This window comes from Streptomyces sp. H27-C3 (genome assembly GCF_030063415.1).
In the GTDB taxonomy this organism is placed as follows: domain Bacteria; phylum Actinomycetota; class Actinomycetes; order Streptomycetales; family Streptomycetaceae; genus Streptomyces.
Genome location: NZ_JASITA010000022.1, coordinates 75,274 through 89,378, shown reverse-complemented (window position 1 = coordinate 89,378; position 14,105 = coordinate 75,274). Strand labels below are relative to the sequence as shown.

Below are 14,105 nucleotides of genomic sequence, written 5' to 3'. Positions count from 1 at the left end.
GTGTCGGGGTCAATGACCCCGATGCTTCATACGGATGTCTCGTGACCGCTGCCGGTGCTGGTCAGAGCGGCCCGCAGAGCGGGGTCCGCGACGGCGTGGGCGCCGTGCAGGGCGACGGCGGTGAGGAACTCGGCATCGGCGCCGTCATGGCCGCCGACGGGCCGGGGCGCGAGCGCGCCGAGCAGCCGCAGGCCGGTGGGGGAGGCCCAGCGGGTGTACGAGCCGACCTCCATCCGGGCCACGACGAGACAGCCCGGACTGAGGACGAGTGGCAGCGCGAACCAGGCCACGATGTGCAGCCGGACGGACTGCTCCTGATCGGGCATCAGCAGGGAAACGGCGCCCAGCGCCAGCACGAGCAGAGTCGCGCCCCGCACCGTGCGCACCGCGGTGTTGAGGGATGTCCTGGTCGCGTCGGGGACGGCGAGGCCCGCGGCGACCAGCCGGTCGGCCACGCCCCGTACAGCGCCCGCGGCAGCCGTGGCGGTCCGTACGGCCGCCGTCCTGGCCTGCCCGCCGGAGCCGATCGCGCGTATGACGGAGCGCTCCAGGTCGTCACGGCCCACCGGGTCCACGACGGTCGCCCAACCGGTGTGCGCGAGCAGCAGCCTGCGGTGGCGGTGCATCGACAGCAGGGTCAGATCCGCGACCCTGGCCGGGCCGCCGGTGAGGAACGCGGCCTCGGGCAGGGCCAGTGCGCGCTGCGTGGCGGTGGCCTCCGCCGCCGAGCCGAAGTCGGCCGCGGCGGTGGCAGCGAGGCAGAGCCTGGCGCAGGCGGTCACCACTGCCGCGCAGGCCACGGCGAGGAAGAGGACCCAGAACATGGCGGATGTCTACGCGAAGGGCCCGGCGGGGCGCCATGGGCTGTTCAGCATGTGGACCGTCCGTCGTGCGCCCGGGGACTCGTCACCTGGCCTCCCTGCTGATCGCGGCACGCGCCGCCCGGACGATGCGGGTCGCCCGACGGGTCGGGCGCGGCCCGGAGTGGTCCTGCCACCAGTGGGTCAGCCTGCGGCGTACGACGGCGTCCGACGGCGGGTCGGTGACCAGCAGCTGCTCGGCGAAATCCAGTGCGTCGCGACGGTAACCGTCCGACATCGGGAGGGACTTGGCGTAGGCGAGGAACGCGAGCCGGTAGCCGTCACCGAGGATCTCAGCCAGCTCGGGGGCGACCTTGGCGACGACGTCGGCCCGCTTGCCGGCGAGCGCGCGGCTCTGGACGCGCAGCCGCGTGGAGTCGAAGCCCTCGGGGGCAGGGGTGCCGGCCACGAGGGAGGACAGGAGGGCGGTCTGGGCGAGCGCGACGTGCGTGCGGGTGTCGGCGGCGCCTTCCCCCTGGCCCGGCCCTTCCCGGAGCAGGGGGCCGGATCCCGGACCCCTGGCGGCGCTTGCGGTGGCGCACGGTGCGGTCGGGGCCACGGAGGGCGGGTCCGACCTTTCTGCGTCCCGTTCCCGAAGCCGGGTGCCGACCCCCGGCCACCCGGCGGCGCGTGCGTCGCCGCGCGGTGCGGCCGGAGTCCCGAGGGGACGGTGGCCCGTCCCCTCGGGGGCTGTCGCGCCGGGCCGCTGGGACCCGCCGGTCGTGGGCCGTGTGCGCGGGGCGGTCAGTGTCGTACGTATCTCCGCCAGTTCCGCGGCCAGTTCATCCGGCGACGGGAAGTTCTCGTCCCGCTCCAGGAGCACCCCCGGCGGGTCCGTGCGGGAGCGCAGCTCGGCGAGGATGTCCAGGATCGGGCGCGACACCGGGTGCCCGTGGGTGTCGTGCCAGACGCCGTCCTTCTCCACGCCGCCCGCGACATGGACGTACGCGATCGCCTCCACCGGGAGTTCGTCCAGCGCCGCGGCCGGGTCCTCGCCGCGGTTCACCCGGTTCGTGTGGAGGTTGGCCACGTCGATCAGCAGCCGTACGCCGGTGCGCTCCACCAGTTCGGCCAGGAACTGCCCCTCGGTCATCTCCTCGCCGGGCCAGTTGATCAGCGCGGCGATGTTCTCCAGGGCGAGCGGCACCGGCAGCGAGTCCTGCGCGACCCGGACGTTCTCGCACAGCACGTGCAGGGCGTCCCAGGTGCGGGGGACCGGCAGCAGATGCCCCGCCTCCAGCCGCGGTGAGGCGGTGAGCGGGCCGCCCGCCCGTACGAACGCGATGTGCTCGGTGACCAGGGGGGAGCCCAGCGCCTCCACGCGGGCCGCCAGGTCGGCCAGGCGGTCCGGGTCGGGGCGGTCCGCGCCGCCCAGGCCCAGCGAGACCCCGTGCGGGATCACCTTCGTGCCGCGGGCACGCAGGCGCAGCAGGGATTCGGGGATGTGGCCGGGGCAGATGTTCTCCGCGACCGCCTCGACCCAGTCGATGCCGGGCAGCCGCTCCACCGTGTCCGCGATCTCGGGACGCCAGCCGATTCCTATTCCCAGACGCTCCATGTGGGTGTCCCCCTCCTGCGCTTCGTGCAGGGGTAATGGCCCCGGCGCGCGGCATCGAACCCGCAGGAGGGGATGTTCAGAGGTTGATTTGAGGTTACCGCCGCGATGCCGTCCCTCCTACGGCGAGGGCTCGGGGCGGTTCGTATTGACCGCGGGCCTGCCGATTTCCCCGGTCGGTTGCGCGGAGGGCTTCGATGTGGCGCTCTGGCCCCCGGTCGGTTGCACGGCCGGCGCCGAGGGCACGGTGACCGCGCCATTGGGCGGCGGCGGCCCCGAGGGACTCGCGGTGGCGCCACCCGCCGCCTCGTTGGCCATGGCGTCGAAGTCGACGAGGCCGGTGGCCTCCAGCATGGTGATGTGGTCCAGGACGGTCTGGTTGGAGTCGGTCGCCAACTGCCGGATCAGGGAGTTGCGGGTGGTGTGCCGCACCTGGGCGATCGCCGAGAAGACCTTGCCGTGCGCGTTGCGCAGGAGGTTGGCGAACTTGCGCTCGTACTCCTGGCCGGTGGCCGCCGACAGCTCCCTGAGCCAGCCCTGCTGCTGCTCCGTGGGCTGGTTCGGCAGCGGCACGTTGAGCTGCGCGGCCACTAGACGGGCCCGCTTGTCGAGGTCCGAGTGGCCGACGATCAGGTGGTCACCCGCCTCCTTGATGGCCTCACTGGGCGCCCGCTCGATCGCCTGCTGGCCCGCGGGCAGTTCCCACAGGCCCGCCAGCCGCACCTTCACCAGCAGATCGCGGTCGGCGGCGGACAGCGGGCCCCACTGGGTCCCGACGGACGAGGCGTTGAGATTCGCCTCGCCCGTTCCCGAGCGGTCCGCGTAGGACCACACGGGGAAAGCGAGCGCGCCGAGGGTGGCGACAAGTGCCGCGATGATGAGCGCTGTGCCGTTGATACGTCGCAACAAAATGTGTCTCCCGAGCCGATGCGTTACCACCGTCGAACCAACCGCCTACTGAACGGCCGGACAACCCAATCACAGGTATTCGTAGGTACGTGTGACGCAGTCGACGTGTTCAACGCGACTCAGGAGCAAGCTGATTCAGACGTGTCGCGACGGGCGGAGCGCGGGGTGATCGGCGACCACCGTGCAGGAGCCCGGGGCGATCTCCGTGAACCCCGCGTCCCGGACCACCGGCAGCCCGCTCGTGGTGAGCTCCCGCCATCTGTCGGCCGGAGGCGTCCGTACGGACAGCGGGAATCCGGCGTCCCGCCAGGCCACGCGCTCCGCCTCCGACAGTTCCCACCAGGCCAGTTGCGCCCCGTGCCCGGCCTGCGCCATCGCCTTGCCCGCCGACATGCCCAGCTCCGGGCTCAGCCACAGCACGGGGGCCGTCGGATCGGGGGCGGGCGGCGGCTCCGGGTCGTCCAGGTCGGTCCCCGACACCTGGAGCTTCGCCAGCTCCTTGGGCCAGCCGTCCAGCGGCACTGGCGGAAAGACCCGCACCTCGGCGGCGTCCGCCGCGCCCGCCGCACCCTCGGCCCCGTCCGTCGCCACCTCGGCCGCGTCCCCCGTTTCCGCTCCGCCTCCGGTGACCGTGATGCCGGGCAGTGCCGACGCCTTGCGCCACTCCGCCCCGCGGGCCCGCCGCACCACCTTGCGGATCCGGGCGTCCTGCCAGTCCCGTACGGCCTCGGCCCACTCGCCCTCACCCAGCGAGCGCTCGTCCGAGAGCATCACCAGCACCGCGCGCGCCGCGGTCTCCAGGGCGTTCGTACGGGTCGGTGGCTCGGTCTTCTCGATGTGGACGACCAGAGGCAGCACATACTGCGGTGCCTCGTCGCGTGCCGTCTGCTCGTGCCGGAAGGGACTGTCGGGGGTGTCGTCGGTGCTCACTCGCCCCAGTCTGCCAGCCGGATTCCCGCACAGCCGGATTCCCGTGGCGTCTTGGCGGAGGGAGGCCGTCCGGGTGAGGATGCACCTCATGAAGAGCGATCTTTTTGCCTCAGAGAACATGGCGCAGCAAGCCACCGTCCCCGGGATGACTCTCCAGAACGCCAAGTCGGTCAAGTACGCCGTCAACGGCGAGATGCACGCGCGGCAGGGCTCGATGATCGCCTTCCGCGGCAATCTCCAGTTCGAGCGCAAGGGCCAGGGCATCGGCGGCATGCTCAAGCGCGCCGTCACCGGTGAGGGCCTGGCCCTCATGGCGGTCACCGGCCAGGGCGAGGCGTGGTTCGCGCACGAGGCGCAGAACTGCTTCATCGTCGACATCGACCAGGGCGACGCGCTCACCGTCAACGGCCGCAATGTGCTGTGCTTCGACGCGACCCTCTCGTACGAGATCAAGACAGTGAAGGGCGCCGGCATGACCGGCGGCGGGCTTTTCAACAGCCTCTTCACCGGATACGGCAAGCTCGCCGTGATCTGTGAGGGCAACCCCATCGTGATCCCCGTGACCCAGCAGCAGCCCGTGTACGTCGACACCGACGCGGTGGTCGGCTGGAGCGCGCAGCTCAACACCAGCCTGCACCGCTCGCAGTCCGTCGGATCGATGGTGCGCGGCGGTTCCGGTGAGGCGGTCCAGCTGATGCTCCAGGGCGACGGCTTCGTGATCGTGCGGCCCAGCGAGCTCACAGCGAAGCCGACCGCCTGAAACGCGTAGGGGTGGCCCGCGCACTATTGCCCCCGAGGTCGTTACTGCGGGCGGGTCGACCTCGACCCGCCCGCACGCACCCTGGTCCGCGTCGAGGGCGCGGGCGGGGTGGCGGCGGTGGCCCGGTGCGCCTCAGCTCGCGACCCGGCTGAGCGGGCTCGTACGGGCTGAGCAGGCACGTAGACATGGCTGAGTAGGCTCGTAGACATGGAAGACAGCGGCCCGTACTGCGAGATCCCGGCGCACGAGACACCCGTCGCGGGCGGCCCGCCCTTTGCCGAGTGTGTGCTGTGTCGCGAGCCGACCGAGTACTCCGAGTCGGTCAAGGGCGTCGTGTACTGCGCCGTCTGCGAGTGGCAGGAGGCGCAGCGCACGGCCTGCTCCGGGTGAAATCCGGTGGACACCGTTCCGGCGCGCGATGATGATCCGCACGATGACAAATCACCCCGGACCGCCCCTGCGCTTCGTCGAGCTGCCCGCCGCGGCCATGACCGCCCTCCTGGACAAGGACCTGGTGAAAGCCAGTGCCCTGACCGGGGTCGAGCTGACGGACCTCTTCCTGACCGACGGCCTGATGTGGCTGTGGCGCTACCGGCTCGGGCAGCTGGCCGGCGACCCCGGCGGCGCACCCTGGATTCTGCGCATCCTCGCCTGCGGGGCGGACGGCGCCGTCGTCGGGCACGCCGGGTTCCACGGCCCGCCCGACGACGTGGGCATGGTCGAGGTCGGCTATGGCGTGCTGCCGGAGTTCCGCCGCCGGGGACACGCCCGCGCCATGCTCGTGGAGCTGCTGAGCAGGGCGGCCACCGATCCGGGCGTCACCACCGTGCGGGCCTCGATCAGCCCCGGGAACGTGGCCTCGGAGGCCACGATCGCCGACTTCGGCTTCGAGGAGGTCGGAGAGCTGTGGGACGAGGAGGACGGCATGGAGACGCTGTACGAGCGCCCCGCCCGCCCTACCGCTGTCGGCCCTGCCGCTGAGCAGACTGCTTCATGAGGTCGGAGACCTTGACGAAGCGATAGCCGCGCTCGCGCAGTTCCGGCACGATGCGCCTGACGGCCGCGTCCGTGACCGGCGCGGCGCTCCGTGTGCAGTGCATGACCACGAGCGACCCTGGCCGTACACCGGCCAGCACTTGCTCGGCGACGGCGTCCGCGTCCCGCGCGAAAGCGTCGCCGCTGACGACGTCCCACTGGACCGCCGTCACCTTCGCCGGGCCCAGTGCGCGCAGCGCGCGGTCGTCGTAGCAGCCGCCGGGGAAGCGGAAGTACGGCACGATGTGCCGCGCGCCGGCCGTGCGGAAGGCGGCGAAGGCACGCTCCACGTCGGCGCGCATCCGCTGCCGGGAGACCGTCGGGAGTCCGTAGCAGGGGGTCGCGAAGGCGTAGTGGCTGTACGAGTGGTTGGCGATCTCGAAGAGTGGGTCCCGGCCGATGGAGCGGGCCTGCTGAGGATACTCCTCGGCCCACCGGCCCGTCATGAAGACGGTCGAAGGCACCCTGAGCCTGCGCAGCGAGGAGATCAGAGCGGGATTGTCGAACCGCTCACCGCCCGCCGCGCGCGGCCCCTGACCGGCGGTCATGTCGGCGTCGAAGGTGAGAGCCACGGTCTTCGCCGCCTGCGCCCCGGTGGCGCGGCCGGCCTTGAAGACGGGGGTGAGCCCGCCGGGACCCGGCGCGAGGGTCGGCGGCGCCGGCAGCCCGGGACGGGCCTGGCGGGGGAAGGAAGGGGCGGCGGGCGGGGGCGCCGCGGCCTCGGAGCGGGTGGTGTCGGTGCTGCTGCCGCAGCCCGTGAGCAGCGCGCCCAGGGCAGCAACGGTCACCAGTCTCTGCGCAAAAATGATCACTGACGGAAAATAACCGATCAATCAGACAATATCCGTCTGCGGCGCTCCGGCGCGCTCCTGGCCGCGCGCACGGTCAGGGCATGTCCAGCAGCCGCGTCCGGCACTCCGCCACGTCGAAGTCCGCCTTCGGGTACTGCGGATCCAGCCTTTCCAAGTGCTCCAGCAGCAGCTTGCTGATGGCCCAGTTGCGGTACCACTTGCGGTCGGCCGGGACCAGGAACCAGGGAGCGGGCCCGGTCGAGCAGCGTTCCAGGGCCAGCTCGTAGGCCTCCTGATAGGCCGGCCACAGGGCGCGCTCCTCGATGTCGCCCGGGTTGAACTTCCAGTGCTTCTCCGGGTTGTCGAGGCGTTCCAGCAGCCGCCTGCGCTGTTGTTCGTAACTGATGTGCAGGAAGACCTTCACCACGGTCACGCCGTCGTCGGCGAGGGTCTTCTCGAAACGGTTGATCTGGCTGTAGCGGCGGCTGAGTTGGCCGTGTGGCGCCAGCCGGCGCACCCGGGCGATCAGGACGTCCTCGTAGTGCGAGCGGTCGAAGATGCCGATCTCGCCCGGCTCCGGCAGACCTCGCGTGATCCGCCACAGGAAGGGATGCTTCCGCTCCTCCGCCGTCGGTGCCTTGAAGGCCCTGATCCGGCAGCCGGACGGGTTGAAGAGGCCGATGACGTGCTTGACCGTGCCGCCCTTGCCGCTGGTGTCCATGCCCTGGAGTACGAGCAGCAGGCGCCGCCGGTCGCCCGCGGTGCTCGCCGCGTACAGACGCTCCTGGAGATCCGCGAGCCGCTCGCCCATCAGGGTGGTCGCGGCCAGGCCCGCGGCCTTGTCGGGCGGGCCCCCGGGGGTGGCCTTCGCGTCGTACGCGGAGAGGTCCACACGTTCGCCCCCGGGGATACGCAGGAGGTCCGTGAGCGCGGGCGGCGGCGGGCTCTGCCGCGTTCCCTTCGGTGGCTTCTTCGGCTGCGCCGGCCGGTCTCGCTGCTCGGGCTTCTTCTTGGCCACTGCGCGCCCCTCTACGGTCCTCTGCCGGCCTTGTGCGGTCCCCTCGATCCTGCGACGGGACCGCACGAACCGCGACTGCGGGACGGGCGGCGGGACGGGTTCGCTCAGTGGTTCCAGTGGCCTGTCACGGCGAAGGTGGTCCCCGGCGTGTAGCAGTTCACATACATCGTCTCGCAGTCCGGCGAGAAGGTGACCCCGGCGAACTCACCCCACTCCGGAGCCTCCGGCGTGCCGATGTTCTGCCGGCCGCGCGCCATCGCGTACACCTCGCCGCGCTTCGTCAGCCCGTACACGTGCTGGGTGCCGCTGCCGTCCTCGCACACCATCAGGCCGCCGCGCGGGGCAAGGCAGATGTTGTCGGGGGACTCGCCGGGCAGCTGGATGTCCGTGCTCGGGCCGAAGACCACGACCAGCGTCAGGCGCCGCTTGTGCGGCTCGTACTTCCACACCTGCCCGAAGTGGTCGGCCGCCGAGCCCGCGGCGCTCTTCGCGAAGCTGGAGACGAAGTAGACCGCCTTGTCGCCCCAGTAACAGCCCTCCAGCTTCTGGGCGTGCGTGATGCCCTTCTTGCCGAAGTCCTGCAGCCGGATCGGCGTCTCCTTCGCCAACGGGTCGGGTACGTCCACCCACTCGACCCCGCCGAACATGGCGCCGGTCTCCTGGACCGCGGACAGGTCGGGTACGCCGGGAACGCGCATCGCCTGCAGTTCGCCGCCCGCGCGCAGGGAGCCCCTGCCGCCCTGCGGCTTCTCCGGCAGGAAGCGGTAGAAGAGCCCGAAGGGCTTCTGGAACGCGTCCTCGGTCTCGTAGACGACCCCGCTCCTGGGGTCGACCGCGATGGCCTCGTGCTGGAAGCGGCCCATCGCGGTGAGCGGGACGGCGCCGGTGCGGCGCGGGTCCACCGGGTCGACCTCGAAGACGAAACCGTGGTCCTTGGTGTAGCCGTTGGCGCCGGCCTTGTCCTCGTTCTCCTCGCAGGTGAGCCAGGTGCCCCAAGGGGTCGGCCCGCCCGCGCAGTTGACTGCGGTACCGGCGATGGCGACGCGTTCACCGAGGACGTTGTTGCGGCCGTCCAGGGCGATGGCCGTACAGCCGCCCTTGGCCGCCGGGTCGTACGTCAGGCCCTCGACGGTCGGGACACCGATCGCGGCGGTGTGCCGGTTCTCGTGGTTGCGGACGAGGTCGACGCGGCCCCGATGGCCCCTGAACGCGGCCATGCCGTCGTGGTTGCTGGGCACTCTGCCCTCGCCCGAGCGGAGCGGTTCGCCCTCCCGGGAGAGGACCTTGTAGCGGAAGCCCCTGGGCAGATCGAGCAGTCCGGCGGGGTCGGGCACAAGTGGTCCGTAGCCACTGCGGCCGAGCCCCTGTGCTGCTGCGGTGCCCGCGAAGATCTCCGATACGGACCCGGCGAACGCGATACCGATGCCCAGGGCGCCGGTGCGGGCCAGGACCTGTCGCCGCGAGGCCGACGGGACCGATGGGTCAGGTGAGGCGGGCCGTCCGGATGCTCCGGACGGTGTGGAAGATGCTGCGGATGCGGACGGTGCGGACATGGGCAACTCCCTGTTGGCGGACAGGAATGTGACCCGCACGTGTGTACCACGCAATGAGTGGTACGTGAACCATGCGGGCCACAATGCCTGCTTCGGCGCGCCGCGGTGAGTGCGCCCTGCCCCGGGCGATTACCCCGCCCCGGGCGCTCCTCAGTTCAGGTGACGCCGGGTGCCGGGTGACGCCGGGTGCCAGGTGGAGCGTGTGTCAGGCGAGCGACGCGGTCAGCGTGATCGTCGTACCCGTGAGCGCCTGGCTCACGGGGCAGTTCGCCTTGGCGTCCTCGGCGGCCTTCACGAAGTCCGCCTCGTCCATGCCGGGGATCTCGCCCTGCACGGTGATGTGGATGCCGGTGATGCCCTCGCCGGGCTGGAAGGTCACATCGGCCTGCGTGTTGAGCCTGGTCGGCGGGTTGCCGACCTTGGCGAGCCCATTGGACAGCGCCATGGAGAAGCAGCTGGAGTGGGCGGCGGCGATCAGCTCCTCGGGGCTGGTCCTGCCGTTCGCCTTCTCGGCGCGCGACGGCCAGGAGACCGGGTAGTCGCCGATGCCGGACGAATCGAAGGTCACGGTGCCCGTGCCCTTCAGCAGGTCGCCCTCCCAGACGGTGTGTGCCTGACGCGTGGTGGCCATGTTGAACCCTTCTCGCGGATCTGGAACGGAACTGCCCCAAACCTACTGGGTGACCAGGTCCTTCGCGTCGCGCGCCAGAGCGGTCAGCCGGGAGATCGCCCGGAAGTACTTCTTCCGGTACCCGCCGTTCAGCATCTCGTCACTGAACAGCCGGTCGAAGGGCAGCCCGGACGCGAGGACCGGGACCTCCCGGTCGTACAGCCGGTCGGCGAGCACGACCAGGCGCAGCGCCGTCGACTGGTCGGCCACCGGCCGCACATCGGTGAGGCAGACGGCCCGCACCCCGTCCGTGAGCGCCCCGTACCGGCTCGGGTGGACCTTGGCGAGATGGTCGAGCAGATGCGGGAAGTCGTCGAGGCTGGCTCCCTCGGTGGCGTACGCCGCCTTGGTGACCCGCTCCTCGGAGTACGGCGCCGGGGCCTCGGGCAGCCCCCGGTGGCGGTAGTCCTCGCCGTCGATGCGCAGCGGGCGGAAGTGGGCCGACAGGCCCTGGATCTCCCGCAGGAAGTCGACGGAGGCGAACCGGCCCTCGCCGAGCTTGCCCGGCAGCGTGTTGGAGGTGGCGGCGAGGGCGACGCCCGCCTCGACCAGCTTGCGCAGCAGCGAGGACACCAGGACGGTGTCGCCCGGGTCGTCGAGCTCGAACTCGTCGATGCACAGCAGCCGGTGACCGCTGAGCGTCTGCACGGTCTGCTGGAAGCCGAGCGCGCCGACCAGGTTCGTCAGTTCGACGAAGGTGCCGAACGCCTTCTGCTCGCGGGCCGCGGGCGTGGCGTGCCACAGGGAGGCCAGGAGGTGCGTTTTGCCGACGCCGTAACCGCCGTCCAGGTAGACGCCGCGCGGCCCGGCGGGCGCGGCGGGCTTCTTCGCGAACCAGCGCCGCTTGCCCCCACCGATCGCGGACGCCCCGCCGAGACCCGCCGCGAAGGCGCCGAGCACCTGGACGGCCCCGGTCTGGCTGGGCTGATTCGGGTCGGGTACGTACGTCGAGAAGCGCACCGAGTCGAAGCGCGGCGGCGGTACCATCTCGGCGACCAGCCGGTCGGCACGGACGTGCGGCGCGCGTGCGCACAGGGACAAGGGGGACGCTTCGGCCATGGGGCTCTGCCCCTGAGCGGCGATGGAGGACGACACAACACTCCACTCTAGGGCCGTGCCACACTGCACGGCATGCGACGCCTGTTCCCTGTGACCGATGAGACAGTCTCCGCCACGGCCCCTGTCACGGTCTCCGCCACCGACCGCGAGTGGAGCCTCGACGAACTGGCCGACGCCTACGCGTATCCGAAGGCGGCCGAAGGACCGGAGACCTGGCTGCGGGCCAACATGGTCTCCTCGCTCGACGGCGCGGCTCAGCACGACGGCCGCTCCCAGCCGATCTCCTCCAGCACCGATATGCGGATCTTCGGCACCCTGCGGGGCCTCGCCGATGTCGTGATCGTCGGTGCGGAAACGGTACGGCTGGAGGGCTACCGGCCCGCACGCGCGCGTGCGGCCTTCGCGGCCCGCCGGGCGGCGGCCGGACAGGGCCCCGCGCCCGCCGTCGCCGTGGTCAGCGCGAGCCTCGACCTGGACTTCGCCCTGCCGCTCTTCACCTCCCCGCTCGTCCCGACCCTGCTGCTCACCGGCGCCACCGCGCCCCCGGACCGGATCCGCGCGGCCCGCGAGGCCGGGGTCGAGGTCGTGCTCGCCGGGGACGGGGCGGCGGTGGAGCCTTCGCAGGCGGTGGCGGCGCTGGCGGAGCGCGGGCTCACCCGGTTGCTGACCGAGGGCGGGCCGCGGCTGCTCGCGCAGTTCATCACCGGCGGCGTACTCGACGAGCTGTGTCTGACCGTCTCGCCCACGCTGACCGCGGGCCGCGCGCAGCGGATCGCCGACGGGCCGGAAGTGGCGGTGCCGGAGAGGTTCACGCTGGCGTCGGTAATGGAGGAGGCCGGGTTCCTCTTCACCCAGTACCGTCGGATGTGACAATCGGCAGCGGAATTTACCGTTCCGGTTTGCTCCCGTTGGGCACACTTACTCTCGCAGACCCCGTGCGGACACGGGGAAGGATGGTTTCCGCAGGGCCGGCCGCGCTACCCAAGTGCGCCGGCCCTCGAAGAAGAGAAGGGCGCCCGTCGTGTTCACGAGCGTATTGATGATCGAGAAGCCTCTGACTCCCGTCGACGTGGAATTCGTCACCACCCTGCACGGGGACGAGACCGTCTCCTTCGTCGTGCTGATGCAGCCCCGCGGCGACCAGGCGGACCGGTTGCTGCGCAGCATCGACGACGTCGCGCTGGGTGAGCTCGACGAGGCGGTCAGGGAGGGCGACGAGCCCGAGGGCAAGGAAGCGCGGGTGCCCGCGGAACGCGCCCTGGCGGAGTCCCTGGCGTCCTTGCGGGCGTCGGGCAGTGAGGCGGTGGGCCAGGTCGTGGAGGACCACCCGCTGGACCTGCTCAAGTCCGTGGTGGCCGAGACGGGCGCCGACGAGGTGATCGTGCTGACCGCACCCCACTACGTCGAGGAGTTCTTCCACCGCGACTGGGCGTCCCGCGCGCGCCACAAGGTCGGTGTACCGGTGCTCAAGCTCTTCTCCCACAACGAATAGGCTGGGGTACCGCTCACACGCCGCACCTTGGGAGACACACGTATGGCACCCGGCCTGCCCACTTCGATGGACCGACCGCACTTCATCGGCATCGGCGGCGCCGGAATGTCGGGCATCGCGAAGATCCTCGCCCAGCGCGGCGCTCAGGTCGCGGGCAGCGACGCGCGGGAATCCGCGGCCGTCGCTGCCCTGCGGGACCTCGGTGTCACGGTGCACATCGGCCACGCCGCGGCGCACCTGGCCCCCGGCGCGACGTGCGTCGTCGTCTCCAGTGCGATCCGCGCCGACAACCCGGAGCTGGTCCGCGCCGCCGAGCTGGACATCCCCGTGGTGCACCGCGCGGACGCCCTGGCCTCGCTGATGCAGGGCCTGCGGGCGATCGCCGTCGCGGGTACGCACGGCAAGACGACCACGACCTCGATGCTCGCGGTCGCCCTGACCGAGCTGGGCAGCGACCCGTCGTACGCCATCGGCGGCGACCTCGCAGGGCCCGGCACCAACGCGCGGCACGGCGGCGGCGAGATCTTCGTCGCCGAGGCGGACGAGAGCGACCGCAGCTTCCACAAGTACGATCCCGAGGTCGCGATCATCCTCAACGCGGAGCTCGACCACCACGCGAACTACGCGTCGATGGACGAGATCTACGACTCCTTCGAGACCTTCGTCGGCAAGGTCGTCCCCGGCGGCACGCTCGTCATCTCCGCGGACCAGACCGGCGCCGTCGAACTGACGTCGCGGCTGCGGGATCTCTCCACCCTGAAGATCGTCACCTACGGCGAGTCGGCCTCGGCCGACGTCCGCGTCCACAAGGTCACCCCGCGCGGCCTGACGAGTGAGGTCACCGTCGTCCTCGGCGGCAAGTTCCTCACTTTCACGGTGTCGGTCCCCGGCAGCCACTACGCCCACAACGCGGTCGCCGCCCTCGCCGCTGGCGTGGCCCTGGGCATCCCGGCGCACAACCTGGCGTCGGCCCTCGGCAAGTACACGGGCGTCAAGCGCCGCCTCCAGCTCAAGGGTGAGGAGAACGGCGTACAGGTCATCGACTCGTACGCGCACCACCCGACCGAGATGACCGCCGACCTGGCGGCCATGCGCGGCGCGGCAGGCGCCGGCGATTCCCTCTCCGGTCGCATCCTGGTCGTCTTCCAGCCCCACCTCTTCTCCCGCACCCAGGAGCTGGCCACCGAGATGGGCCAGGCCCTGAAGCTCGCGGACGCCTCGGTGATCCTCGACATCTACCCGGCCCGCGAGGACCCGATCCCGGGCGTCACCAGCGCCCTGATCATCGACGCGGCCCGCACGGCGGGCGCCGATGTGACCGCCGTCTCCGACAAGGAAGCCGTCCCGGACGTGATCGCGGGAATGGCCAAGCCGGGCGATCTCGTTCTCACGATGGGAGCGGGCGACGTCACGGACCTCGGTCCGGCGATCCTGTCCCGCCTGTCGGCCGGCCCGTCGAACTGAAGTCGAACT

General features: G+C 71.4%; 15 protein-coding genes. 6 read left to right on the top strand and 9 right to left on the bottom strand.

Annotated elements, in window-relative coordinates; translation table 11 throughout:
- Positions 1–26: 26 nt before the first annotated feature.
- The 4 genes from QMK30_RS22260 to QMK30_RS22245 form a co-directional block, all read right to left on the bottom strand.
- Entirely contained in the window at positions 27–824 is a 798-nt protein-coding gene (locus tag QMK30_RS22260; protein WP_283520048.1) for a TIGR04222 domain-containing membrane protein, read from the bottom strand.
- An 82-nt stretch (positions 825–906) separates the two neighbouring features.
- Positions 907–2,418: a multinuclear nonheme iron-dependent oxidase gene (locus tag QMK30_RS22255; RefSeq protein ID WP_283520047.1), complete on the bottom strand. Its 1,512-nt coding sequence runs from the start codon at positions 2,416–2,418 to the stop codon at positions 907–909.
- Positions 2,419–2,535: 117 nt separating this feature from the next.
- Positions 2,536–3,321: a DUF4142 domain-containing protein gene (locus QMK30_RS22250; protein ID WP_283520046.1), complete on the bottom strand. Its 786-nt coding sequence runs from the start codon at positions 3,319–3,321 to the stop codon at positions 2,536–2,538.
- Between the two features lie 138 nt (positions 3,322–3,459).
- On the bottom strand, positions 3,460–4,254 hold the full coding sequence (locus tag QMK30_RS22245; RefSeq protein WP_283520045.1) for a peptidyl-tRNA hydrolase: 795 nt from the start codon (positions 4,252–4,254) through the stop codon (positions 3,460–3,462).
- A gap of 88 nt (positions 4,255–4,342) precedes the next feature.
- On the opposite strand from QMK30_RS22245, the gene QMK30_RS22240 reads away from it, so the two are divergent.
- The 3 genes from QMK30_RS22240 to QMK30_RS22230 all read left to right on the top strand — a co-directional run bounded on the left by QMK30_RS22240 (position 4,343) and on the right by QMK30_RS22230 (position 6,011).
- Complete coding sequence (locus tag QMK30_RS22240; protein WP_283520044.1) at positions 4,343–5,014, top strand: AIM24 family protein; 672 nt, start codon at positions 4,343–4,345, stop codon at positions 5,012–5,014.
- Positions 5,015–5,221: 207 nt separating this feature from the next.
- Positions 5,222–5,404 (top strand): hypothetical protein, encoded by a 183-nt coding sequence (locus QMK30_RS22235; protein WP_283520043.1) that lies wholly within the window; start codon positions 5,222–5,224, stop codon positions 5,402–5,404.
- Positions 5,405–5,447: 43 nt separating this feature from the next.
- Complete coding sequence (locus QMK30_RS22230) at positions 5,448–6,011, top strand: GNAT family N-acetyltransferase (RefSeq protein ID WP_283520042.1); 564 nt, start codon at positions 5,448–5,450, stop codon at positions 6,009–6,011.
- Here the strand turns inward: QMK30_RS22230 and QMK30_RS22225 are convergent.
- The 5 genes from QMK30_RS22225 to zapE form a co-directional block, all read right to left on the bottom strand.
- On the bottom strand, positions 5,971–6,840 hold the full coding sequence (locus QMK30_RS22225; protein WP_502963198.1) for a polysaccharide deacetylase family protein: 870 nt from the start codon (positions 6,838–6,840) through the stop codon (positions 5,971–5,973). The genes QMK30_RS22230 and QMK30_RS22225 overlap by 41 nt on opposite strands.
- 94 nt (positions 6,841–6,934) lie before the next feature.
- On the bottom strand, positions 6,935–7,756 hold the full coding sequence (locus tag QMK30_RS22220) for a PPK2 family polyphosphate kinase (RefSeq protein ID WP_283520072.1): 822 nt from the start codon (positions 7,754–7,756) through the stop codon (positions 6,935–6,937).
- Between the two features lie 206 nt (positions 7,757–7,962).
- Positions 7,963–9,411, bottom strand: coding sequence for an alkaline phosphatase PhoX (locus tag QMK30_RS22215; protein WP_283520040.1), 1,449 nt, complete (start codon positions 9,409–9,411; stop codon positions 7,963–7,965).
- Between the two features lie 205 nt (positions 9,412–9,616).
- Positions 9,617–10,042, bottom strand: a complete 426-nt coding sequence (locus QMK30_RS22210; protein ID WP_283520039.1) for an OsmC family protein — start codon at positions 10,040–10,042, stop codon at positions 9,617–9,619.
- Positions 10,043–10,084: 42 nt separating this feature from the next.
- A complete protein-coding gene (zapE, locus tag QMK30_RS22205; RefSeq protein ID WP_283520038.1) occupies positions 10,085–11,176 on the bottom strand; it encodes a cell division protein ZapE in 1,092 nt (363 codons plus the stop codon).
- Positions 11,177–11,212: 36 nt separating this feature from the next.
- Here zapE and QMK30_RS22200 point away from each other — a divergent pair, with 36 nt between their 5' ends.
- The 3 genes from QMK30_RS22200 to murC all read left to right on the top strand — a co-directional run bounded on the left by QMK30_RS22200 (position 11,213) and on the right by murC (position 14,096).
- A complete protein-coding gene (locus QMK30_RS22200; RefSeq protein ID WP_283520037.1) occupies positions 11,213–12,010 on the top strand; it encodes a pyrimidine reductase family protein in 798 nt (265 codons plus the stop codon).
- A 151-nt stretch (positions 12,011–12,161) separates the two neighbouring features.
- Positions 12,162–12,632 carry an indole-3-glycerol phosphate synthase gene (locus QMK30_RS22195; RefSeq protein ID WP_283520036.1) on the top strand — a complete coding sequence of 157 codons (471 nt, stop codon included), beginning with the start codon at positions 12,162–12,164 and terminating at the stop codon, positions 12,630–12,632.
- A gap of 42 nt (positions 12,633–12,674) precedes the next feature.
- Entirely contained in the window at positions 12,675–14,096 is a 1,422-nt protein-coding gene (murC, locus tag QMK30_RS22190; RefSeq protein WP_283520035.1) for a UDP-N-acetylmuramate--L-alanine ligase, read from the top strand.
- Positions 14,097–14,105: the final 9 nt, after the last annotated feature.

What these genes read in the sequence shown, in the direction of transcription:
- QMK30_RS22260 (WP_283520048.1), bottom strand. Translation starts at nt 824, where the DNA reads ATGTTCTGGGTCCTCTTCCTCGCCGTGGCCTGCGCGGCAGTGGTGACC.
- QMK30_RS22255 (WP_283520047.1), bottom strand. Translation starts at nt 2,418, where the DNA reads ATGGAGCGTCTGGGAATAGGAATCGGCTGGCGTCCCGAGATCGCGGAC.
- QMK30_RS22240 (WP_283520044.1), top strand. Translation starts at nt 4,343, where the DNA reads ATGAAGAGCGATCTTTTTGCCTCAGAGAACATGGCGCAGCAAGCCACC.
- QMK30_RS22235 (WP_283520043.1), top strand. Translation starts at nt 5,222, where the DNA reads ATGGAAGACAGCGGCCCGTACTGCGAGATCCCGGCGCACGAGACACCC.
- QMK30_RS22230 (WP_283520042.1), top strand. Translation starts at nt 5,448, where the DNA reads ATGACAAATCACCCCGGACCGCCCCTGCGCTTCGTCGAGCTGCCCGCC.
- QMK30_RS22215 (WP_283520040.1), bottom strand. Translation starts at nt 9,411, where the DNA reads ATGTCCGCACCGTCCGCATCCGCAGCATCTTCCACACCGTCCGGAGCA.
- QMK30_RS22210 (WP_283520039.1), bottom strand. Translation starts at nt 10,042, where the DNA reads ATGGCCACCACGCGTCAGGCACACACCGTCTGGGAGGGCGACCTGCTG.
- QMK30_RS22200 (WP_283520037.1), top strand. Translation starts at nt 11,213, where the DNA reads ATGCGACGCCTGTTCCCTGTGACCGATGAGACAGTCTCCGCCACGGCC.
- murC (WP_283520035.1), top strand. Translation starts at nt 12,675, where the DNA reads ATGGCACCCGGCCTGCCCACTTCGATGGACCGACCGCACTTCATCGGC.